Here is a 20259-nt window from a genome sequence, read left to right on the forward strand (position 1 = left end):
ATGCCTCCTATGTATTCCATTCAATCTGATTAATCAGATTCAGAATTTCGCATAAATCCGCGCAATCCCGATGCAGCTTTCTGAGCAGTGACTCATCAATAGTATCATGTAACTTAATTTCAAATGGATCATTTTCATCAGCTACCGCCACATATAACTTATTATCATAAAAACTGACACTTAAATCAAGCCTTTTTTTCAAATCTAACAGAATCTCCATCACTTTTGGTGTCAGCAGATAAAAAGCCTCATGACCATCCTCACTATAAACTACAAACTGCCGATTAAATTCAACACTTTCAAGCTTTACCTTTTCTGTTTGCGGCGTATCATCAAAGAAGCCGCCGGAATGGTTATCATTGCCGATCAGCACTTTTGGATACACCTGAGTCAGTGAATGAATCTGACGGCTGATATCAAGAATAAAGAAATGACCCTTAAATATATCTACGGTAACCGTAGTTTTACCAGCCGAACGCACTTCATTGATATAAACATCACTGCAGATAAACGCTCGTCCCTGATACCGCGCGCGGATCAAATCGTTGGATTTATAATTCGTATAATGATTATACAGTTCAGCCGCATCAAAGCGTGACTGAGATAAACCATTAGGTGAATACGTTAAATCGGTAAATTTTTCCGCCAGTACATTCTGAACCAGCAATTGCTTGGCATCCAGCTTAAATTGTTTTATCTCTGGATTGATAGCTCCATAATAAACGGCTAAAGCAATAAGCAAGACAATCACAAAAGGTATTAAAAGCAGCATTGAGGAACAAATCATTGACAGCATTAGAAAAATCACTGCCAGCACGCCGGTTAACGCAAAGAAGCGGCTTACCCGTGAAGATAGCTGACGTCTTCTGATTTCAAGCGCCTGAATATTTGGTTCCATAGAAAAATCCCCCTTTATGTTTTCTATTATAAAAGAGGGATTTCGACATTTCAATCTTTCTTACAGAACTGATATTATAGGATATCCACCTTACCATGGTAGTTTTTAATGTATTCCTGATTCACAGCATCACCGCGGTCCAGATTGCCGCTGACCCAAATCGGTACTTCAATGCCCTGATCCGCTAGCTTAACGATAACCTCACCAACTAAGCCAACCAGTATTGACATGCCAATGATGGTTGACGGTGAACAGAAGTTTTCCTTCACATTCTCACGATGCAGTGCTGCATCACCCTTAATGCCGCCCATATCGATAACAATATCCGCTACATCACGCACCAGCTTCCCGGATGAATGACGTGAGGTTACACCATTGGTATACTTTAATGAAGTCAAGGTGATAACCTTCATACCCATGGCCTTCGCTGCCAGCGCCATATCCACACCAGCCGCATTGCGCCCAGATACCGAAACAATAATCATCGTATCATAACTGCGCGGATGCATCGCTTCTAAAACACCCTGCGCAAAACCTTCTGTACGCTCCATCGTCTGTGAATAACGAACCTTGGGATAAATATTATACTGTGGGATCATAATCGCATTCACGGGCACCAAGCCGCCGGTACGGAAACAAAGCTCCTCACCAAACATCTGAGAATGACCGCAGCCAAATACATGGATAACACCGCCTGCCGCCACGGTTTCACTCATTGCCTCGACAGCCTGATTTAAAACCTCTTCTTGTGCCAAGGAAGCTGCCAGCTCCTTTTCAATCACTTCATAAAATTCCTTCATGACTTTCATAAACACACCTCCGCTTATAAACTATTATAAGAGTTTATGGCAGCGTTTACAATGCGTTTCCCTTACCTCTCGCCGGGCTTTTTAATACCAGTCACGCAAATCCACAATCAAAAGTTGCTTTCAACACAAAGAAAAAAAGACCACATCCGGTTAACCCAGATATGATCTTAAACTTATTTACGGCTGCTTCTTCCTAGAATTTGAACAATACGCAGGAAGATATTAATAAAATCAAGATATAAATCAAGAGCACTGAAGATGGCTAATTTATTCAAAGCCTCATCATTACCCTCATTTGCTTCATATAAGCGTTTCATCTTCTGAATATCATAAGCCGTGATACCCATAAACAGAATAATACCGGCATAGCTCAATACAAGATCAAGCCCTTGAAGACGCAGGAAGATATTAGCTACACTGGCAATCAGCAGAGTAATCAAACCAGCCATCACAACGCTTGAAAACCTCATTAAATCACGCTTCGTTGTAAAGCCGATCAGAGCCATACTGCCAAACAGCAATGACGTATAAGCAAAAGCGACGAATGTTGTATACATTCCAAAGATAAAAGTAATACCTGCCACAGTCAGCCCTGTCATCACAGAATAAAGCAGAAAATAAACTCTTGCCGCACCGGCTGAAATCTTATGCAGACTTGCGCTGATTTTAAACACCAAGAACAATTCAACGATGAACATTCCCCAATAAATCAGCTGATTACTGAAAACAACCATCCACAGATTAGTTTCCGTAAACACTAAGGCGCTTGCCGCTGTAACCATCAATCCTATAAACAGCCATAAAAATACTTTCCTAGCATATGAATTCTCACTCACGCCAGGTACATAAGTTGGACTTTCGTACATTTTTAACCCTCCATATATGCAATATTATAAACTTTTTCGATGATCTCAACAATACTTTCGCAAAAAACTGCCGGATATTTGCATTATTTGTCTGATCAAAAAGCCGTAATATTGATAAAACGTCCTTTTCTACTCAACAATAATTTCTAAATAATTAATAATATCTTTGAAATGAATCTCTTTTGAATCATAATAATGCCCTTGATAATACAAGACATAATGACTGACACGCTCATCCCTCACATTAACAATACAGCATTTAGGTAAAATAAATTCTTCACCATGTGTATAAGTAACCCGATCCCCATGCTGAATTCCAAAATAATCAAGTGCTTCAATCAGCTTGGCAAATGAACACCGCCATGCTTTCGCATGCATAATATCAATGATTTCCTCTACACTTTGCCCTGTCAGCATCGCAATACATGTCTGACCGCAATAGCCCTCTTTCGGATATACCAGCTTTTGAATATTATCAATTTTTCGTATTGGATGCTGCTTTGAATACGGACTATCATGATTAATTCGTGTTAAACCATCAATGATTTGAAAGGTACCCTCTGCTGCTTCATCCATGATTTGAGAAACCAATTTCTTTAATATCGGGATGTAATAAACACCATTGCCTTTAGGTACCAGACGGCATTCAAAATGAGTGCTGCCAATTGAAACCTCCACAGGTATCAAACCCTTTTGTCCGCATTCTTCCCACACATTAAAGGGAACTTTGATAAAATAACGATTGCCTTCTTTAAATATTTCATTCTTAAATGTGTACCGCATGAGCTTCACTCCCATCGTGTAGATGAATCAAATACTTGCTATTGCATAAATCAAGAAAGCATAAATCACAGTCCTATATCCTTTTAATCAATTTCAGCTTTGATTGGACAAGCTCTTCAAAAGCCTCTTGCTCATCTGAATCTTTAAAAACTCTTTTGGGAATTAATGTATACATCCGTACACCTTGGATTAAATAATAGAAATTATCGTTATGCCAAAGCTGTGAATAAACATTCCACTGCAATTCTGAATCAATGCTGTCGGTTTTGAAATAAATCGCATCCTCTGAAAATATCAGAGTATATGCTTCATGAAATTTTGAAGTGTTTTTATACTTAAGGATTGGCATTAAAAAATATAAACAGCAACCCATTATGACAACAAGAATCACTATCCCAAAGAGTATTACACTCAGGGTACTGAATGCAGAAGCAAGCATATAAATCATCGCAATTAATAAGCATAAAACCGCTAAAACAGGATCATACTTATGTAAAATTTTAGCTGCAATTAAATACAGTCTTTCTGCACGCACATACTCACTTTGTGTATATTGAAATTTTAATTCTATCCTTGCCAACAAAATTCCCCGCTTCCTTTAAATTACAGCCTATGATATGCCTCAGTCAATCATTTCTGAATCAAGAATGACATAATTAGCCCGATGAATATATAGGCTCTTGCCATCGATATTCAATCGTGTCATTTTAGGTAAATCGTTAGGAATTTCCACATACACACTATTCCCCTGATAAACAGCGATCGGTATTCCCTGCTGGGATGAAATCAGGATCGTCTTAGCTTTGCCGATATCATTCTTATATTGATTCAGTACCCGATCAAATGGGATAAAATTAATAATCCCGTCATCGGTATCGATTTCATCCTGCATTTCAAAGTCAGTGATTTGATCCAGTCCCGCTTCCGCGAAAACCATCGTATTGCCGATCTGCAGCATTTGATTGCCGTCAATCGTAATTTCAAGCACCTCTGAGGTAAAATCAGCATTTTCACTGGCTCCCTCTTCCTGCTTGACTTCAACCTCAACATTCTTGCCATGCACTGTTAATGTCGTATTGCCATAATCATCATAGGTATAAATATCAAATTCAAGACCGATCAGTGATCCCTTCCATTTCTGAAAAGCATTTCTGATTTTAGCACAGCCGCCAACCCCGCCAAGCATCAGCAAAGCCGCTAATGTAATACAAATTGTACGTTTTTTCATCGCTGGCTCCTAAAAGTTCTTCACAAAATTTTTGTGATCCTTGCGATGTGTATAACCGCATTTTAAATAAAATTGATGAGCGCCGGTACGGGCAAAACCACTGATCAATCTAACACCGGCAACACCGCATTCACGTGCCCATGCTTCTGCCTCATTCAGCAGTTTGCGGCCGATGCCATAGCCCTGATAACCCGGCAGCACAGCCAGTTCCTCAATATCTTTATACGCTTCCATATAAGTGCATTCATAATCTGTCGCATGGATGTAACCAGCTGGCTGATCATCAACACATGCCACCAGAAATAAATCCTGCGGGAAACGATCCATGATATCATGAACCCTGCGGATCGTATCTTCAAGGGCAAATGTATATCCCAAGCCTTCACAGTTACATTGCCAGATCATTTCTGCATCTGACTTTTCAGCCTTGCGAATGGTAACCTTTTTTTCCATAATTTCACCTCTTGCGACCATTATAGCTAAATCAATACGCTAATACAATAACAATGTCGTCATTTAAAACATGTAAAAAGTCAGATGCTTTACATCTGACTAAATGCTAACTTATCCCCGATATCATCGATCACATTTAATGAATTAAACTGTTCAATCAACTTTTCAGTAGTCAGTTTTTTCTTTTCTTCACCGCTGATATCAAGGATTACTTTTCCCTCATGAAACATCAGCAGCCGATTGCCATGCTGGATGGCATGTTTTAGATTATGCGTAATCATAATCGTCGTTATTGCCTTTTCTTTTACAATCTGTTCGGTTAAATCGATGATTAAATCACTCGTCTTCGGATCAAGCGCCGCTGTGTGTTCATCAAGCAGCAATAGATCCGGAGTAATCATAGTTGCCATCAGCAGTGATAAAGCCTGCCGCTGACCGCCGGATAAAGCCCCGACCTTGACATCCATTTTGTTCTCAAGATTAAGATGCATGCCGGCCAGTTCTTTTGAAAACAGCTCTCTTTGCTCCGGTTTAACACCGCGGCTCAAGCCATAAAACTTCCCCTTATTATAAGCCATAGCCATATTTTCAAGAATCGTCAATGAGGGTGCAGTCCCTTTCAGCGGATCTTGGAAGACTCGGCCGATAAACTTTGAACGCTTATGTTCACGCAGGTTGGAAATATCCATGCCTTTAAACAGAATTTTACCCTTATCCTGACGAATATTGCCTGACACAATATTAAAGAAGGTCGATTTGCCGCTGCCGTTAGATCCGATGATGGTCACAAATTCACCCTGCTTGATTTCCACATTCAGATCGGTATAAAGGACAACCTCATTAGCCAGTCCCTTGTTAAATGTTTTTGCGATATGCTTCAGCTCCAGCATTACTCTTTGCCTCCTTTAGGCAGCCATTTGGTAAAGACGCCATTGTTGCTGATTAAAGCCAGAATGAAAATCACCGCCATAATCAGCTTCAGATAATAAGCCGGTAAACCGAATTTTAAGGCGACAGCAATCGTCAAACGATACACGATAGCGCCTAAGATTACCACACTGGTTGATTTCAGATGCTTGCTCTTGCCAAAAACGGAAATACCAAGAATTACAGAGGCAAGACCCAGTACGATGATACCGTCCTTTAACTGCATATCAAAGTATTTTAATACTTGGCATACCACCGCGCCCGACAATGCCGCATAGCCATTGGAAATTGCCAATCCGATAATCTTGATCAGACCGATATTCTGTCCGAGTGAAGCAACTAACTGCGGGTTGTCACCAGTGATGCGAAGCATAAAGCCCAGCTTCGTATTCAAGAACCAGTCCAATAAGAATTTAGCCAGCAGCACCAAAATCAAAAGCAGGAAAACCGGATAAAGCTTAGCCAGCCAGATTCCCAATTCACCATCAATCTGTTTAGCCAGCTTGGTACCGATCGTAAAAATGGTATCATAATTAAAAATTGGCAGATTACTTTTCTCGGCAGTAATAATCAGATTAATTGAATACATACCAGTCATGACCAAGATACCGCTTAATAGCGATGATATTTTAAACATCACATGCAGCAGACCGGTCACGCAGCCCGCCAGCAAACCGCCGATAAATGAGACAATCAGCGTGAGAAACGGATTCCAGCCATTGATGATACACATGGCCGCAATCGCCGCTCCCATCGGGAATGAACCCTCAACACTCAGGTCTGCGTAATCCAAGACCTTATAAGTAATATAGACGCCAAGGGCAAGAAAGCCGTAGGCTAGCCCTTGTATCAGTACATCTAATATGAAATCGGCCATAAGCTCACCTATTCTTCAAACAGAGAAGCACGTTTTAATAAATCTTCCGGAACTTCGATGCCCAATGTTTCCGCAACCTTCTGATTTAAAATCAAAGTCGTATCCTTAGCTGTTTCTACCGGAATATCAGCTGGTGCTTTGCCATTAATAAGAATATCATAAGCCATCTGTCCAGCCTGCTCACCCAGACTGTAATAGCTGATTGAATCAGAAGCCAGCAGTCCCTGCGCCATTTGCCCATCCTCTGCAGCAAATACCGGCAGGTTCTTCGCGTTAGCCTTATCAACAACACTGGCAGTCGCATTTACTACCATGTTATCGGTAATATTATAGAAACAATCAACATCACCGCTTAACTGTTCAGCCGCCGTAGGAATTTCCGTCGTCGCACTGACACCTAATTCTTTCACCTCAAAGCCATAATCAGGTGCCATTGCCTTTACCTGATCGACCTGTATTTTACCATTTACTTCACCTAAGTTATAAAGCATACCAATCGTTTTAGCTTCCGGCAGCATTTCCCGGATCAGCTTGATCTGTGCCTCTAAAGGCGCCGCGTCACTGACACCCGTAACATTGCCGCCCGGCTGTTCATTGCTTTGAACGATACCTGCCTCCACCGCATCGGTAACCGCGTTAAAGATTACCGGTACCTCAGTATCCATTGTCGCATTGTAGGCTGATTGAGCCGCCGGTGTCGCAATCGCATAGATCAAATCAACCTTGTCACTCACAAACTGCTTTGCGATCAGATCATCAGTGCTTGCCTCACCTTGCGCATATTTGATTTGAAAATCAACTTTGGTTTCATCATAACCTAATTCCTTCAGCTTTGCCAAGAAGCCTTCCCGCGCTGAGTCAAGCGCCGGATGTTCCTGATGCTGAACAATACCGATAGTCAGCTTATCATCACTTCCTGAATCATTATTCGGATTTGCCGCGTCCTGCGAGCAGCCGCTTAACCCTGCCAGACACATGCTGAATGCCAGAATTAAAGGCATGATCTTTCTATTTTTCATATTCGTCCCTCTTTCATAAAGTATATCGTTATTTTACCGCCCTTTGAAAAGCAAATCAATAGTAAATATGTAATTTATTTCACATTATTCAATATTTTTCATAATTTTCATCAAGTTATCATTCAGCCTGCTTAATTCATTGAAGAAAACACCTTTTTATGATACACTGAGTCCGACAATTAACAGGAAAGTTGGGATCTTATGAGAAATATATTATATCTGCTTGAGACAAATGAGGAGCAGCGTCAGCAGCTCCAAAAAAGATTTGCGGATTGTTCGTTTACCTTTAAATCAAAGCATGAAGTCAGCGATGAAGAAATCCGTCAGGCTGAATGCATCATCGGCAATCTGCTGCTGAATCAATTAGACCTTTGTGAAAATGCGAAACTGATGCAGTTAGGCAGTGCCGGTTCAGATGCCTATGCCGCGGCTTTAGATGAGTCGGTACTCTTATGCAATGCCAGCGGCTGTTACGGCCCGGCCATTTCTGAATATATGATTGGTGTCTGTCTGTCATTGATGCTGAGATTGCCAAGCTACCGCGATCAGCAGCATCTGCGCGCATGGCAGAATGCAGGCAAGGTATCCTCCATCCTAGGATCAAAGGTTTTAATCGTTGGATTAGGCGATATTGGCTCACAGTTTGCCATTAAAATGCGTGCCTTAGGCGCAAAGATCACCGGTATCCGCCGCAATACTGCCGATCAGCCTGACTTTGTTGACGCGATTGCGGCTTTGGATCAGCTTGATGAGCTTTTGCCTGAAATGGACATCATTGCTTCATGCCTGCCTAACTCAAAGGCTACTGAAAAGGTTTTTACCGCTAAGCAATTTAAGCTGATGAAGGACTCCGCGATTTTTATTAATGTTGGGCGCGGACAGGCGGTCGATACCGACGCCTTATGTGATGCTTTGAAAGCTCATGAAATCTATGGTGCTGCCCTTGATGTCGTTGATCCTGAACCGCTGCCTTTAAACCATCCGCTGTGGAACTGCGGCAATTTGCTGCTTACCCCGCATATCGCCGGCGGCAGCAATCTCAAGCTGACTACCGAGCTCATTTATACGCTTGTCAGTGATAATCTCGAAGCTTATTTAAAAGGTGAACCTTTAAAGAATGTTGTTGACCGCGCCACCGGTTATCGTAAGCATCAATAAAAGAGCATCCATTAAAGGATGCCCTCAATCTCTTATCAGCCAAGCATACTGCCCAGTGTCTGAGTAAGCCAGTTAATGAAAATATCAATGTACCAGCTTGTTTCACGCATGAACATAATCCCTGGCAAGATAATCAAAAGATCTTTGAAAGATCTTTTTTCTTTATAGCCGATGTTTTCTTCAACATAGTGTTTGTCAAACCTGTACCACACAAACAGATACGCCGCCGGCACAATCAACAGCCAATTATTCAACATGCTGATCAGATTGGCAGCGCCAAACAAAGCAAAACTGACACTCCAATAAATTGCCTGTTGGCGATGATTCGTAATCCTTATCACTTTTTCCTTTTTCATCCTGCTTCCCCCTGTATCATACTTAACCAATTAATAAAATAGAGCCAAAATCTGACCAGAAATGAATCAACATCGCAGGCAGAATATTCTTGCTTTTTTTAAATAAATAACCAAATACCAAACCGAGAATCAGCACATAAACCGCCTGTGTCAGCATTACGGATAACGCCAATGAGCCCTCTAAATACCAATGGATAAAATAGCTTGGAAAATGAAGCAAAACAAAGTAGCCGCTGGCGATGAGATTCGCCTTATTCTTACGCATCGAAGCAGCAAGCACATTCATTCCCCAGCCGCGGTATACGATTTCCTCACTGAAACCCACAATCAGAAATTTAGGCAGTTCCTGAAGCAGATTCAATTCATGATTGACCCAAAAACCACCATGATTTGCGGCCATACCAGCCAGCAGATAAAATGTAATCAAGAGGTACACAATGCATACTGAACGCCAATCCGGCCGCTGTGTAAACAGCGCTTTAAAATCAACCAACAACTGATCAGAATATTTTATAATCAAGAGGATAAAAGGCAAAGCCCAAACAAGTCTGCTGAGATATCCGTATAAATAGTTGTCCCACTGATTGGGAAGGGTGCCAAACACAAGGGCGGATGTTCCCCATGCATTCGTAAGTACCGCCCATAACAGCACTGACATCAATAATGTGAAATGAATTTTTCTAGTCGACATAAATACCCCTCTATCTGTCTTCATTCTAAGCCGCAAGTGATAGGTTGTCAAATACTTACTGCGCAGACGCTGAATTTTTCAAATGCGATGCTGCCAGTACCATAAGCAAACCGGCACAAATCAAAAGCAGACGCTGAATCAATTGTTCCAAGGGTATCTGAAAAATTGGATCTAACCGCTTTAAGGTAAGCGGATATGACGACAGAAAACGCAGCCCATACAGATCAAAGGATATCGGCAAGGCATCAAGTACCAAGGCTGCCGCCATACAAGCATAAATCAATAATGGCTGCAGCCGCCCCAGCAATAAGCCAAGTCCAAGGGTAAATACCGCGGCCGGCACCAGCGTATAAAGACACGCGGCAGCTTGCTCAAGCGAGGGGCCCAGATGAAAATAAGCGGCATAGAACCAACTGCTGATAGCGATCGGCACCAGACTGATCAAAATAAAGGCAGAGGTGATTGCTGATGTTTTAATCAGCCGATAAACCGATGCTGAAAAGGGTGCCGTCTGGGTCAATACCTTAACCTGCAGTTCTTTTCTTAAATACAGAAAGCTGATAAAAAACAACAGACTGACAAGCAGCAGCGGCAAGACCTTTGCCAGATAAACGCCATAGCTCCAGCCCGAAAAAGGCGCCGTATCCGCGATACCGAGAATGATTTCACCGCTCATGGTCTGATAGCTGTAAAAGGCGGTAATCAACAACAGACACAGAAAGAATTTATTTACCAGCAGTCTGCGTAATTCATAATAATAAATCTTAAACATTAAATTCCCCTCCTAAGCTTTCAATAAAGGCCTGATCTAGCATTAATTCTTCCTCCGTTAAATTACATGCGTCAAGGAAATCCTGCCATGTCACATATGGCGGCATTTCTGTCCCGCCATTTTCAAACAGATTGGCAAGCACTTCATCCATTTTAGCTTCACCGATCAGCTGTTCAGCTTTCAGAATCTGCAGCGGCATCTTGTTATAAATCGTAGCGTCAAAGACTAGCTGCTCAAGACTCAATAGATATTTATCCGGCAGCATCGCCTGCATATCCGGATTGCGCAGAAAATAATTATTACGCAAAGCCGCCAGACTGTTCAGCCATTGATCAATATAGAACTGCTTAACATATGCTTCTCCGTATTTTTCCTTCATCATTCGATAGGTAGTATAAACTGTTAAGCCTTCCGAGCTCCAATCCGTATTTTCCATATCCATTAAATAACTATGAACACCCCACCACTGATGAATAATTTCATGGGCAATCACCTCGGCGGCACTGGCACCCTTGCTTGGATTGCTTAGATTCTCTTTGCTGAAATAGATTTCACCCATAAAGCTGAAATTACCGTTAGCAGCGCCGCCCATAAAATGCGCGCTGATCATGATAATATTCAGCGGATAATCTTCACTGTAAGGCAATAGCCCAAATTGCTTCGCACAATAATTTAATGTATCACTCAAAACCTTATCAATATCCATTGCTTCAAATTCCTGCTGATGACGGCGGCTGTAATAAAAATATACCGGGAATGGACTGTCTTTGACAGCCAGCTTTACATAATCACCGGCAATAAAGCGCAGCTTGCTTGAGGTATTGGTAAACCGCCATGTTTTAGTTGAAGCATTTTCACTGACTACTTCTGCCTCATTCCCTAAACTGATCAATTCAAGATTTGCCGGCAGCACCACTTCCCCCTCATTGATAAAATTTTCAGCTTCATTTAATGACAATTGCGGCAGGATTGACAGGGAATTCATAAAAAGATAATCAGCGCTGATTTCATTTCCCATAAGTGTTGAACGTGCCGCGTTGGCGATTTTAGGATGACCGGTGTAGCTTACTTCAAGCTCAATCCATTCATCAGCCGGCAATTGAATCTTGATCGGATGCTGACTGTACTCCTGGTCAATGCCTGGATCTACATATTCAATCACTTTGCCGTTAGCGGTAATCGTATTGATTGTATATCCTGGCAGCAAAAGCATCGTCACCCATTGACTTTCACGCGTTTTATTATGCAGCTGATAACTGGCATTGCCATCGACATAGCCTTTTTGCGCGTTCACTGACAATCTGACATATTGATTCAGAAGGTCGATATCCGGATAGTCAGTTTCATCATCAACAGAAACACTGTAAACCATACCGCCGCTGACTGGCCCATCATCTTTTTGGACAAGCGCCGCCTTATCAATATAGGGCTCTGAAACAACCATCCAAACACTGCCCATTGCCAGCAGACAAGCCAATAAAGGCAGATAAATTTTACGCAGATGAATCTTGAATGAGCCGGTGATGCCTAAGCCATGGCTGCGGACACAGATCAATGAAAATACATAGAACGCACTGAATATTAAAAGCCAAAGCAGACGGCTGTATGCCGCCAGCCGATAGAACAATGTGTTATTGAAATCATTTGAGAATACTGTTACTAATGGATTGATCCAGCGCATCAGATACAGGTCACTGCACCATTTACTCATACTGAATAAAGCCAAAGCAGTAAAACTGATAAAGCTTAAATCAATACGGCGAAAAAGCTGGTAAAATGCCGCTGAGGCCAATACTCCCATCCACAATGTCGGAAGCATCATCACACTGAACGCCAGCAATGTTTCACTGAGTATAAACGCTGTACCCAATGCCGCTCTCATAATTGGCAGATAGAGACAAAGGGCTGCCAGCCAAGTCAGAGATGCGATTAATAAAATAGAGAGACATTTGGCAAAACTCATAATTAATGGTGAAATGATGCTGTCCATCACAGCCTCACACTGATATTTATTGATCCGATCATACTCAATCAATGTAAAGACACTGAAACAAAAGGCACCGCCCAGACCGCCGGCTAAAATTGGATTTGCCATTTGAGCGCTGAATGCCGTCGCGGTACTTGCCGGGGTATAAAAAGAATAACCCAACAGCGGCATACATAAGCTGCATGCCATCACAAGCCATGTACCTTTTGAAACAAGCAGACGCTTAAACTCTACAAATAAAATATGAAGAAAAACCATCTTTACGCCCCCTTATACTGAATCAGATACATATAGGCATCTTCTAAGGTAGGCTCCACAAGCATGCTGTCAGCAGGCATATTTTCCGCTACACCGCGGCATTGAATCCCTTCCGCTGTATTGATTCTGGCAGTTATATGAATCTTATCACTTACCGGCTGATCATTAAACAAAGCGACATGACCGCGGGCCGATGCGATCAACTGGGCTGGCGTACCGATAAAAAGGATTCTGCCGTGATCAATGACAATCAGCTGGTTGCATACCGACTGCACATCATCAATAATATGTGTTGATAAAAGGACTAAGTGATCCTGTGCCTTCTTAGAAAACAAATTTCGAAAATCGAGCCGTTCCTTAGGATCAAGCCCTACCGTCGGCTCATCTAAAATCAAAAACTGCGGATCATCAAGCATCGCCTGCGCAATTCCTACCCGCTGCCGTTCACCGCCCGATAAACTGCTGATTCTGCTTTTCCTTTTCGCATTTAGATTCGTATCCCATATCGCCTGTTCAATCGCCTTTGCCGGCTGATTAATCTGCTTTAATGCCGCCATATAATCTAAAAACTGCCAGATTGTCAATTCATCATATAAACCAAAGGCTTGCGGAAGATAGCCGAGCTGCTGCTTCAGCTGCTGTTCATGTTTCAGCAAGGGTTCGCCATCGACAAGAATTCTGCCCGACGTAGGTACAAGTGCGGCTGTCAGCAATTTCATCAAGGTTGACTTGCCGGCGCCATTAGGCCCTAATAAACCAATCAGATTAGGACTTTCCAAGGTACAGCTAATCTGATCAAGTGCTGTTTTGCCATTTGGATAAACCATTGACAGGTTTTCAATTGTTATTTTCATAAAGTTCTCCTTTTTAACTGCCCTTAGTGTATCAGCTAAATATGAAGCCTTTATGTAGCCATTGTGGAGATTGAATGTAGAAGAAAGATCAGCGCTTACTGATCCTGTTTCAATTCATTCATTATTAATGGAAAGCTTAATGTAAAACAGACACCCTTTGCCGTATTCTGAATAGCGGCTTGGGCATGATGAGCATCAGCAATCAGTTTTACCAAATATAAGCCTAAACCGCTGCCGCCGCTGCTTCGGCTGCGTGATTGTTCAACGCGGTAAAAGGCTTCAAAAAGATGCGGTAATGAAGCGGCAGGTATTTCGGTATCCGAATTGACGCATTCAAAATTGATGAAGTGTTCCTTTTGATACACACGAACGGTTATCTTCGCATGCATCGGTGAATAAACAATAGCGTTGCAGAGAATGTTATCCAATGCTTTCTGCATCAGCGCTCGATTGCCGACAACCATTAATTCTTCCTCAATCACACACTCCCATTGATCATGGCGTGACAAGGCTAATTCATGGCATGCCTCAATGCATTCCCTGCACAAAAGGCCCAGATCAAAGCGGTCTTTTTGTAAATCAAAATCATTTTTTTCCATCTTAGATACGGCAACGATCTGCGCGACCAGCTCTTCCATGCGGTTGACAACCCCTAAAGAACGGCGCAGATATTTATCACGGTCGGCATAGACACCGATTCCATCACTCATCCCCTCAAGCTGTCCCTTCAGCACGGTCAGCGGGGTTTTTAATTCATGGGATACCGCCGTAAAAAAGGCCAGCCGCTGCTCTTCAAGCTCACGCTCGCGGTCAATATCCGCCTGCAGCGCCTGATTAGTCCTTTTTAATTCATTCATCGCTTCTGACAATCTTTCTGACAATTCATTTAAGCTGCCGCCCAAGCTGCCAATTTCATCCCTGCGCTTATCATCACAGCGCCAGTCAAATTCAAGCTCTGACATCTTGCGGGCAATAGCGGAAATCTGCACGATAGGCCGAGTCAGATAGCGTGAATAAAACCATGAGCTTAAGATCGAAATAATAAAGACCGATAAAACCAGCCAAGGCCATGTTTTCTTCAAAGCCTCGACAGCCTGATTCACCGCCTTCATGCTGCCCTTGGCAATCAGCGTGTACGTCGTACTGTCACCCTTAAAGGTGAAAGAAAAGCCAACCGCGGTATCGATTTCATCACTTGGCGCAATATCGATTGACTCTAAATCATCGGTAAGCAAAAACGCGTTATACTTGGAATCAAAGGTTTTATCCTTTGCCGGTGTCAGTAGATTTCCCTGATTATCAGACAGCTGCACTTCTACACTATGCCGTTGTGAAAATTCTTCAAGCAGCTGAGCGCTTTCTTCTAAAGTATGCTGATTCAGCGTTGCCGCCAACGCCTCAGCATCAGCACTCAGCACTTCACTTTGCGCGGCTTTATAGGTAATCGGCATCGTCCATGATATAAAAAGATAAGTCAGCATACTGGCACTCATCAGCAAAACAAAGGTAATCATAAACACCTTTAAGGAAAGGTTGCTCTTAATTGCTTTTATCAATGCGGTATCCCACCCCTCGTATCGTTTCAATATAATCACGGTTTAACTTCTTGCGGATATTTTTAATATGCGTATCCACGATTCGCTCATCACCGAAATAATCATAACCCCATACCCGATTTAACAGGCTCTGACGGCTCATAACCTTTCCCTGATTCATCAATAAATCACTCAGCAGATCAAACTCACGCTGTGTCAGCTCTATGATCTGATCATTAACAAAAGCCTGATAAGCACTCAGATCCATGACTAATTCTTTATAGGTGATAAGCTTAGAGACCGGCTGCTGACAGCGCCGCAGCACAGCTTCAATTTTCTTTAACAGCACTGACATTGAGAACGGCTTCGTAATATAATCATCAATCTTCAAATCAAAACCACGCAGCTGATGCGCCTCACTGTCTAATGCCGTCAGCATTAAAATGGGCAGATCAGATTCTCTGCGGATCACCTCACAGACCCCAAAGCCATCAATCTTTGGCAGCATCAGATCCAGCAGCACTAAATCATAGCTGCCCTTATGAAACAGCTCCAATGCCTGCACACCATCCTCCGCCACACTTACCTGATAGCCCGCATGTTCTAAATAATTCTGCAGCAATTCCTGAATATCAAACTCATCCTCTACGACTAACAGATGCTTCATGCACTCACCCCGTTTCCAAAAGTATACCATGTGTTTATGGAGGTTGTGTGGAGTTATGTCAAAATCAGAAAAAAAGCAGGCGAACCTGCTTGATTATTCACGGTCAAAACCTAGATAACGAGTTCCCTGAAAGGTCAGCTTCCCCTGATCATTCACAATCAGATAGCCATATTCCTGCCGGTCAACCTGAAACACCAGCCGTTCTCCGCCCTCAACCGTAAAAGTAACATAATAGGATGTACTTGATGTTGAATGCGACATGCCATTATCATTATGATGATGAACACTGACATCCTCATGCTTATCCGCTACAATGGCATTCACAACCAAACGCGGTGAATTATTATTCTTATGCCATGTGGTAATACCCCTAACAATAGTAAAAATAAACGCCCCTATCACAATAGCAAAAATGGTAAAAAACATAATTGGAAACAATGTATCCATCAAGCCAAACATTCCCATACTCATACTTTCACTCTCCTATCCTATATCTACTTCTATTATACCGAAAGTTCCGCCTTTCTGTCTCACACTTTTGTCATAATCAGCGCTCAAAGGTGAGCAATTTCTTGCCTTTATAGACCAGCCTGCCTTCCTCACCGACGGCATGAGCGGCATAAACCTGCGGATTCACCTTAAATTCCAGCATTCCTGAATCTGTTTCAAATATAAAAGAGAAGGAAACCGTCATACTTTGTGAACTGATGCCGCCCTGATGAATCGGCGCTGAATTCTCATGCTTATCGAGCAGTCTTGCATAAACAGTGATTTTGGGTGCGCGGAAGTTATCATATAAACGTTTCAGCTTAACGATGATCAGCAGCAGAAAAGCAGCGAGAATTAAGCCAAAAAGAATCGGCCAAAATATTGAAATATCACCATATTGAGTTTTCATTTCACACCTTCTTCCACCCTCATTATACCTGATACTCATCAGTCTTGCCTGACACTTTTGTCAGATTTCTAGCCGTAAATTTGAGCAGATTTGATACCGCGATTGATAAAAAGATTTCAACCAGCGTATTTACACTGGCATATTTAAAATAAATTCCCAATGCGATGACACAGATCAGCAAAAACACGCTCAGATAGGGAGCCATAAGCGATGGGTAAAGCATGCGCAGATCCATAAAGATCATGAAGACAGCCGCCAGCAGACTCAAGGGTGCCGCAAAGGATAAAAGGATATGAATCAAAGAGAGCAAGGGCAGATCTAAAGGCCGATACGGCAATGTGACAGCCAGCATCAGCAAACAAGCCGCAAGCATCACTAACATCCGGTTGCGTTTCTTAAATAAGGAATGATCAATGCATGTCCGCAAGCCTAAAGCCAGCGCGAGAACAGTCAGCAAACCCCAAAGGATAAAAGCCCAATGCAGGTGATCCAGGTTTCCCACATAGGAGAGATTTTCATCAAAAATTGACGCATGATTGGCAAACCAAAATGTATATATCGGATAAACAACAAGCAAATATAAACCTTCCAGCATCTTCTCTCTCCTCTCACTACTCAACCATTTTAACCAAAATAAAGACAGCATTCAAGCTGTCTATGATTTACGGTCGAAAGACTGTTTGCATTTAGGACAGGTAACGGTAATCTCACCGCGGCCTCTTGGCACCCTTAACTCCTGCTTACAGTTAGGACATTTAAAATACTTATATTCCTTACGCGTTTTAAATCGTTTAATTTTCCGATTAAAGAAGCCCTTAATTTTATCCAGTAAATCATAGACTGGACTCATCAGATTTGTATAAATGCGATTTTCATTATAACGCTTAGAAAAATTCTTGGAAAACATCCGGTAATAGCTTAAAATCATTGGGATCAGCGCGATCCATGTGAAAATGGTATTGCGAGTCAGAATACCAATTAGAATTAAGATAAAAAATAAAAATACTAAACCGTTAGACAGCTGATCAACCCCATAACGGCCCCGCATAAAATTACGAAAACGATCACTCATTTTCATTTAAAACACCTCCAGCATTGGTTTAATTATAGACCTTTAAGCCTGAGATTGCCACTTCTTTCATTAATTTCCACACTCTCACATAATTTTCACAGAAACTTGCATTCTCTGATTAATTCAGATACTATTAAGATAAAGAAATCAGTAAATGATTTATAGGGGAGGAAATAATAATGAAACGATTCATCAGCGGCATGTTGGCGTTAACCCTCATGCTGAGCGGCTGTGCTGTAAAAAAAGAAGATGTGACAATCACTTTGCCAAAGGAATATTTTGAAATGGCGGGGACTGATGCCGCAACGGCATTAAGCAATAATGATGCTTATAAGTCAATGACTACCAACGAGGATGGTTCTGTGACACTCGTCTTTGACGCCGATAAATATGCAAAGTATTTAGAAGAATACAAGACGCAGATCAGAACCTCATTGGATGAGATTGAAAAGGATACAGAAACCTTCCCCAACATTACAAAAATCAGTGTGAATGATGATTTCACCCAATTTGATGTAACTTTAGAGAATGGTCAGGTAGGTTTGATGGATTCGTTATCAATCTTGATGCTGTATATGTATGGCTTCATGTATCAGGTATTGCTTGGTGAAGAAGCCGGCAGCAAGGATATTATTGTTAATTATCTTGATCCTTCGGGAAACATTATCGATACGCTCAACAGCAGCAACATGGAATAACTAATAAAATGCACCCATTTTTAATTAAATGAGTGCATTTTTATTATGCTTATTGAAGCAGTGGAATAAAATTTTGAGAATGTACATAACCGATAGAATCACTTAATGAATATGGGATAAAAACACCGTTAAATTCATGCAGCTCATGATTTTCATCTAGCACAGAATCAACTTGAATTTTATACCAGAGTGAATTCCCGGATATTGATTCACCCTGTATTTCTTCTAATACAAGGATTGGCACATTAGCGGTCGATGACAGCTGGCTGATTGCGGCTATCTGGGTTGACGCGTCTTTTCTGACATTTACGCTGCCGGTATCGGTTTTGATCATAATTTTATATTTATTATAATCTTGACTGAAGTAATAGCTATCTACAGCATAGGCATAACCGGCGGCTTTTTCACCCCAATAAGGATCAGAAGCATACATCACATTTAAACCGCTGCCCTTATCGCCAAGATGGCTGCCATGATAGCGAGAATCAAGGGCATCGAAAAAGCCCCAGTTCAAATGGGCGGTCGTATAAGTAAGCAGACAATCATAAACGGATTCATAAGTATCTGCAGCAGCGGTATTGCCATCAACCGCATTATATCCAAATAGATTGTAACGATTGACTGCGAAATCACTGGTGCCGAAGCGGCTCTCATTCATCGCAACCGCATATATTAATAAGGCATTGCAGCCTGATTCCTGCTGGGCGGCAATAAACGCTTCACCGGCATCCGCTAATACTGAGGCCGGGGCATAATCAGCTTTTTCATTATTCAGCCAGCCATTCAGCTGACTGCCGCTTAATGAGGTTGCTGAATGCATCGGCAAATACTGATAATAATTGTAAAACGGGATTGAATTAATGCTGTTGGCCATCTGGCGGTTATTCAAATCCGCTAAATATTGATCTAATGAACGATAAAAATAATGTCCGTCATAGCTGTAAACAATCTCACCCTGCTTCAGCCATGAAGGCGCTGCGCAAAGCACGATTGGCATATAAATCGGTTCATTAAGATTGGTACTAACCATATGGATCAAATTCTGCCGCTCATCAACCGTATAATAAGAAGGATAATCATATCCCTGTTCAGACAGCTCGGCATTCTCCATTTTAATCCAGCCGCGGCAGCCGGCAAGCATGATTTCATAACGATGTCTCGACTGACTGATCAGTGCCGCATCCGCTCCATAAGCGTTATCAGCAGTGACATAGGTAAAAGGTGTTTCAGAGGTGCTTGTTTCATAGATAGGTATCGTAGCATCAGCAGATACAAGGCGGACAATCTGCGGATCTGTATGTTCAAAATAACCCTCAGATAACATAAAAAGCAGTGTGCCCATCAAAACAAAAGCCGCGCAGATTACACCTGCCGCTATTTTTCCCTTTTCAGTCAAACGGTAACGTTTTCTTTTTCTCTTTGCTGCCATAAATTCACCCTTTTTATTTATTAT

At 41.9% G+C, this 20259-nt stretch carries 24 protein-coding genes; 2 read left to right on the forward strand and 22 right to left on the reverse strand.

What is annotated here, in order from left to right; all coding sequences use genetic code 11:
• Positions 1-7: 7 nt before the first annotated feature.
• The 10 genes from DAHG_RS08600 to DAHG_RS08645 form a co-directional block, all read right to left on the reverse strand.
• Entirely contained in the window at positions 8-898 is an 891-nt protein-coding gene (locus tag DAHG_RS08600; RefSeq protein WP_022937938.1) for a DUF3137 domain-containing protein, read from the reverse strand.
• A gap of 74 nt (positions 899-972) precedes the next feature.
• Entirely contained in the window at positions 973-1707 is a 735-nt protein-coding gene (locus tag DAHG_RS08605) for a sugar isomerase domain-containing protein (protein ID WP_022937939.1), read from the reverse strand.
• Between the two features lie 173 nt (positions 1708-1880).
• Positions 1881-2573 carry a Bax inhibitor-1/YccA family protein gene (locus tag DAHG_RS08610; protein ID WP_022937940.1) on the reverse strand — a complete coding sequence of 231 codons (693 nt, stop codon included), beginning with the start codon at positions 2571-2573 and terminating at the stop codon, positions 1881-1883.
• A gap of 129 nt (positions 2574-2702) precedes the next feature.
• The gene (locus DAHG_RS08615; protein ID WP_022937941.1) at positions 2703-3356 is read right to left on the reverse strand and encodes a DUF1905 domain-containing protein; all 654 of its coding nucleotides are present in this window, start codon (positions 3354-3356) and stop codon (positions 2703-2705) included.
• 73 nt (positions 3357-3429) lie between these two features.
• Positions 3430-3936: a YcxB family protein gene (locus tag DAHG_RS08620; protein WP_051151199.1), complete on the reverse strand. Its 507-nt coding sequence runs from the start codon at positions 3934-3936 to the stop codon at positions 3430-3432.
• 42 nt (positions 3937-3978) lie between these two features.
• The gene (locus tag DAHG_RS08625; RefSeq protein ID WP_022937943.1) at positions 3979-4584 is read right to left on the reverse strand and encodes a DUF5052 family protein; all 606 of its coding nucleotides are present in this window, start codon (positions 4582-4584) and stop codon (positions 3979-3981) included.
• Positions 4585-4593: 9 nt separating this feature from the next.
• On the reverse strand, positions 4594-5037 hold the full coding sequence (locus tag DAHG_RS08630) for a GNAT family N-acetyltransferase (RefSeq protein ID WP_022937944.1): 444 nt from the start codon (positions 5035-5037) through the stop codon (positions 4594-4596).
• Between the two features lie 89 nt (positions 5038-5126).
• Entirely contained in the window at positions 5127-5927 is an 801-nt protein-coding gene (locus DAHG_RS08635; RefSeq protein WP_022937945.1) for an ABC transporter ATP-binding protein, read from the reverse strand.
• Positions 5927-6841: an ABC transporter permease gene (locus DAHG_RS08640; protein WP_022937946.1), complete on the reverse strand. Its 915-nt coding sequence runs from the start codon at positions 6839-6841 to the stop codon at positions 5927-5929. The genes DAHG_RS08635 and DAHG_RS08640 overlap by 1 nt, the downstream gene beginning before the upstream one ends.
• Positions 6842-6849: 8 nt before the next feature.
• The gene (locus DAHG_RS08645) at positions 6850-7860 is read right to left on the reverse strand and encodes an ABC transporter substrate-binding protein (protein ID WP_022937947.1); all 1011 of its coding nucleotides are present in this window, start codon (positions 7858-7860) and stop codon (positions 6850-6852) included.
• A 201-nt stretch (positions 7861-8061) separates the two neighbouring features.
• Between DAHG_RS08645 and DAHG_RS08650 the strand changes: the two genes are divergently transcribed.
• Entirely contained in the window at positions 8062-9018 is a 957-nt protein-coding gene (locus DAHG_RS08650; protein WP_022937948.1) for a D-2-hydroxyacid dehydrogenase, read from the forward strand.
• 35 nt (positions 9019-9053) lie between these two features.
• Here the strand turns inward: DAHG_RS08650 and DAHG_RS08655 are convergent, their stop codons facing one another.
• The 11 genes from DAHG_RS08655 to DAHG_RS08705 all read right to left on the reverse strand — a co-directional run bounded on the left by DAHG_RS08655 (position 9054) and on the right by DAHG_RS08705 (position 18114).
• Complete coding sequence (locus DAHG_RS08655) at positions 9054-9374, reverse strand: hypothetical protein (RefSeq protein ID WP_022937949.1); 321 nt, start codon at positions 9372-9374, stop codon at positions 9054-9056.
• Between the two features lie 22 nt (positions 9375-9396).
• Positions 9397-10065, reverse strand: coding sequence for a CPBP family intramembrane glutamic endopeptidase (locus tag DAHG_RS20550; protein WP_022937950.1), 669 nt, complete (start codon positions 10063-10065; stop codon positions 9397-9399).
• 55 nt (positions 10066-10120) lie between these two features.
• Positions 10121-10837, reverse strand: coding sequence for a hypothetical protein (locus tag DAHG_RS08665; RefSeq protein ID WP_022937951.1), 717 nt, complete (start codon positions 10835-10837; stop codon positions 10121-10123).
• Positions 10830-13082, reverse strand: coding sequence for a M1 family aminopeptidase (locus DAHG_RS08670; protein ID WP_022937952.1), 2253 nt, complete (start codon positions 13080-13082; stop codon positions 10830-10832). The genes DAHG_RS08665 and DAHG_RS08670 overlap by 8 nt, the downstream gene beginning before the upstream one ends.
• 2 nt (positions 13083-13084) lie before the next feature.
• Positions 13085-13936 carry an ATP-binding cassette domain-containing protein gene (locus tag DAHG_RS08675; RefSeq protein WP_022937953.1) on the reverse strand — a complete coding sequence of 284 codons (852 nt, stop codon included), beginning with the start codon at positions 13934-13936 and terminating at the stop codon, positions 13085-13087.
• Between the two features lie 95 nt (positions 13937-14031).
• Positions 14032-15492 carry a sensor histidine kinase gene (locus tag DAHG_RS19185; protein ID WP_022937954.1) on the reverse strand — a complete coding sequence of 487 codons (1461 nt, stop codon included), beginning with the start codon at positions 15490-15492 and terminating at the stop codon, positions 14032-14034.
• A complete protein-coding gene (locus DAHG_RS08685) occupies positions 15476-16138 on the reverse strand; it encodes a response regulator transcription factor (protein ID WP_022937955.1) in 663 nt (220 codons plus the stop codon). The genes DAHG_RS19185 and DAHG_RS08685 overlap by 17 nt, the downstream gene beginning before the upstream one ends.
• Before the next feature lie 93 nt (positions 16139-16231).
• Positions 16232-16609: a DUF2500 domain-containing protein gene (locus DAHG_RS08690; protein WP_022937956.1), complete on the reverse strand. Its 378-nt coding sequence runs from the start codon at positions 16607-16609 to the stop codon at positions 16232-16234.
• Positions 16610-16685: 76 nt separating this feature from the next.
• Positions 16686-17036 carry a DUF2500 family protein gene (locus DAHG_RS08695; RefSeq protein ID WP_022937957.1) on the reverse strand — a complete coding sequence of 117 codons (351 nt, stop codon included), beginning with the start codon at positions 17034-17036 and terminating at the stop codon, positions 16686-16688.
• A 22-nt stretch (positions 17037-17058) separates the two neighbouring features.
• Entirely contained in the window at positions 17059-17631 is a 573-nt protein-coding gene (locus DAHG_RS08700) for a hypothetical protein (RefSeq protein WP_022937958.1), read from the reverse strand.
• Between the two features lie 60 nt (positions 17632-17691).
• On the reverse strand, positions 17692-18114 hold the full coding sequence (locus tag DAHG_RS08705) for a TFIIB-type zinc ribbon-containing protein (RefSeq protein ID WP_022937959.1): 423 nt from the start codon (positions 18112-18114) through the stop codon (positions 17692-17694).
• 173 nt (positions 18115-18287) lie between these two features.
• Here DAHG_RS08705 and DAHG_RS08710 point away from each other — a divergent pair, with 173 nt between their 5' ends.
• Positions 18288-18806 carry a hypothetical protein gene (locus tag DAHG_RS08710; RefSeq protein WP_022937960.1) on the forward strand — a complete coding sequence of 173 codons (519 nt, stop codon included), beginning with the start codon at positions 18288-18290 and terminating at the stop codon, positions 18804-18806.
• 49 nt (positions 18807-18855) lie between these two features.
• Here the strand turns inward: DAHG_RS08710 and DAHG_RS20555 are convergent, their stop codons facing one another.
• On the reverse strand, positions 18856-20235 hold the full coding sequence (locus DAHG_RS20555; protein WP_051151194.1) for a glucosaminidase domain-containing protein: 1380 nt from the start codon (positions 20233-20235) through the stop codon (positions 18856-18858).
• Positions 20236-20259: the final 24 nt, after the last annotated feature.

It is taken from the genome of Dielma fastidiosa, from assembly GCF_000313565.1.
Classification (GTDB): Bacteria; Bacillota_I; Bacilli_A; order Erysipelotrichales; family Erysipelotrichaceae; genus Dielma; species Dielma fastidiosa.

What these genes read in the sequence shown, in the direction of transcription:
- DAHG_RS08600 (WP_022937938.1), bottom strand. Translation starts at nt 898, where the DNA reads ATGGAACCAAATATTCAGGCGCTTGAAATCAGAAGACGTCAGCTATCT.
- DAHG_RS08605 (WP_022937939.1), bottom strand. Translation starts at nt 1,707, where the DNA reads ATGAAAGTCATGAAGGAATTTTATGAAGTGATTGAAAAGGAGCTGGCA.
- DAHG_RS08610 (WP_022937940.1), bottom strand. Translation starts at nt 2,573, where the DNA reads ATGTACGAAAGTCCAACTTATGTACCTGGCGTGAGTGAGAATTCATAT.
- DAHG_RS08615 (WP_022937941.1), bottom strand. Translation starts at nt 3,356, where the DNA reads ATGCGGTACACATTTAAGAATGAAATATTTAAAGAAGGCAATCGTTAT.
- DAHG_RS08625 (WP_022937943.1), bottom strand. Translation starts at nt 4,584, where the DNA reads ATGAAAAAACGTACAATTTGTATTACATTAGCGGCTTTGCTGATGCTT.
- DAHG_RS08630 (WP_022937944.1), bottom strand. Translation starts at nt 5,037, where the DNA reads ATGGAAAAAAAGGTTACCATTCGCAAGGCTGAAAAGTCAGATGCAGAA.
- DAHG_RS08635 (WP_022937945.1), bottom strand. Translation starts at nt 5,927, where the DNA reads ATGCTGGAGCTGAAGCATATCGCAAAAACATTTAACAAGGGACTGGCT.
- DAHG_RS08640 (WP_022937946.1), bottom strand. Translation starts at nt 6,841, where the DNA reads ATGGCCGATTTCATATTAGATGTACTGATACAAGGGCTAGCCTACGGC.
- DAHG_RS08645 (WP_022937947.1), bottom strand. Translation starts at nt 7,860, where the DNA reads ATGAAAAATAGAAAGATCATGCCTTTAATTCTGGCATTCAGCATGTGT.
- DAHG_RS08650 (WP_022937948.1), top strand. Translation starts at nt 8,062, where the DNA reads ATGAGAAATATATTATATCTGCTTGAGACAAATGAGGAGCAGCGTCAG.
- DAHG_RS08655 (WP_022937949.1), bottom strand. Translation starts at nt 9,374, where the DNA reads ATGAAAAAGGAAAAAGTGATAAGGATTACGAATCATCGCCAACAGGCA.
- DAHG_RS20550 (WP_022937950.1), bottom strand. Translation starts at nt 10,065, where the DNA reads ATGTCGACTAGAAAAATTCATTTCACATTATTGATGTCAGTGCTGTTA.
- DAHG_RS08665 (WP_022937951.1), bottom strand. Translation starts at nt 10,837, where the DNA reads ATGTTTAAGATTTATTATTATGAATTACGCAGACTGCTGGTAAATAAA.
- DAHG_RS08670 (WP_022937952.1), bottom strand. Translation starts at nt 13,082, where the DNA reads ATGGTTTTTCTTCATATTTTATTTGTAGAGTTTAAGCGTCTGCTTGTT.
- DAHG_RS08675 (WP_022937953.1), bottom strand. Translation starts at nt 13,936, where the DNA reads ATGAAAATAACAATTGAAAACCTGTCAATGGTTTATCCAAATGGCAAA.
- DAHG_RS08685 (WP_022937955.1), bottom strand. Translation starts at nt 16,138, where the DNA reads ATGAAGCATCTGTTAGTCGTAGAGGATGAGTTTGATATTCAGGAATTG.
- DAHG_RS08690 (WP_022937956.1), bottom strand. Translation starts at nt 16,609, where the DNA reads ATGAGTATGGGAATGTTTGGCTTGATGGATACATTGTTTCCAATTATG.
- DAHG_RS08695 (WP_022937957.1), bottom strand. Translation starts at nt 17,036, where the DNA reads ATGAAAACTCAATATGGTGATATTTCAATATTTTGGCCGATTCTTTTT.
- DAHG_RS08700 (WP_022937958.1), bottom strand. Translation starts at nt 17,631, where the DNA reads ATGCTGGAAGGTTTATATTTGCTTGTTGTTTATCCGATATATACATTT.
- DAHG_RS08705 (WP_022937959.1), bottom strand. Translation starts at nt 18,114, where the DNA reads ATGAAAATGAGTGATCGTTTTCGTAATTTTATGCGGGGCCGTTATGGG.
- DAHG_RS08710 (WP_022937960.1), top strand. Translation starts at nt 18,288, where the DNA reads ATGAAACGATTCATCAGCGGCATGTTGGCGTTAACCCTCATGCTGAGC.
- DAHG_RS20555 (WP_051151194.1), bottom strand. Translation starts at nt 20,235, where the DNA reads ATGGCAGCAAAGAGAAAAAGAAAACGTTACCGTTTGACTGAAAAGGGA.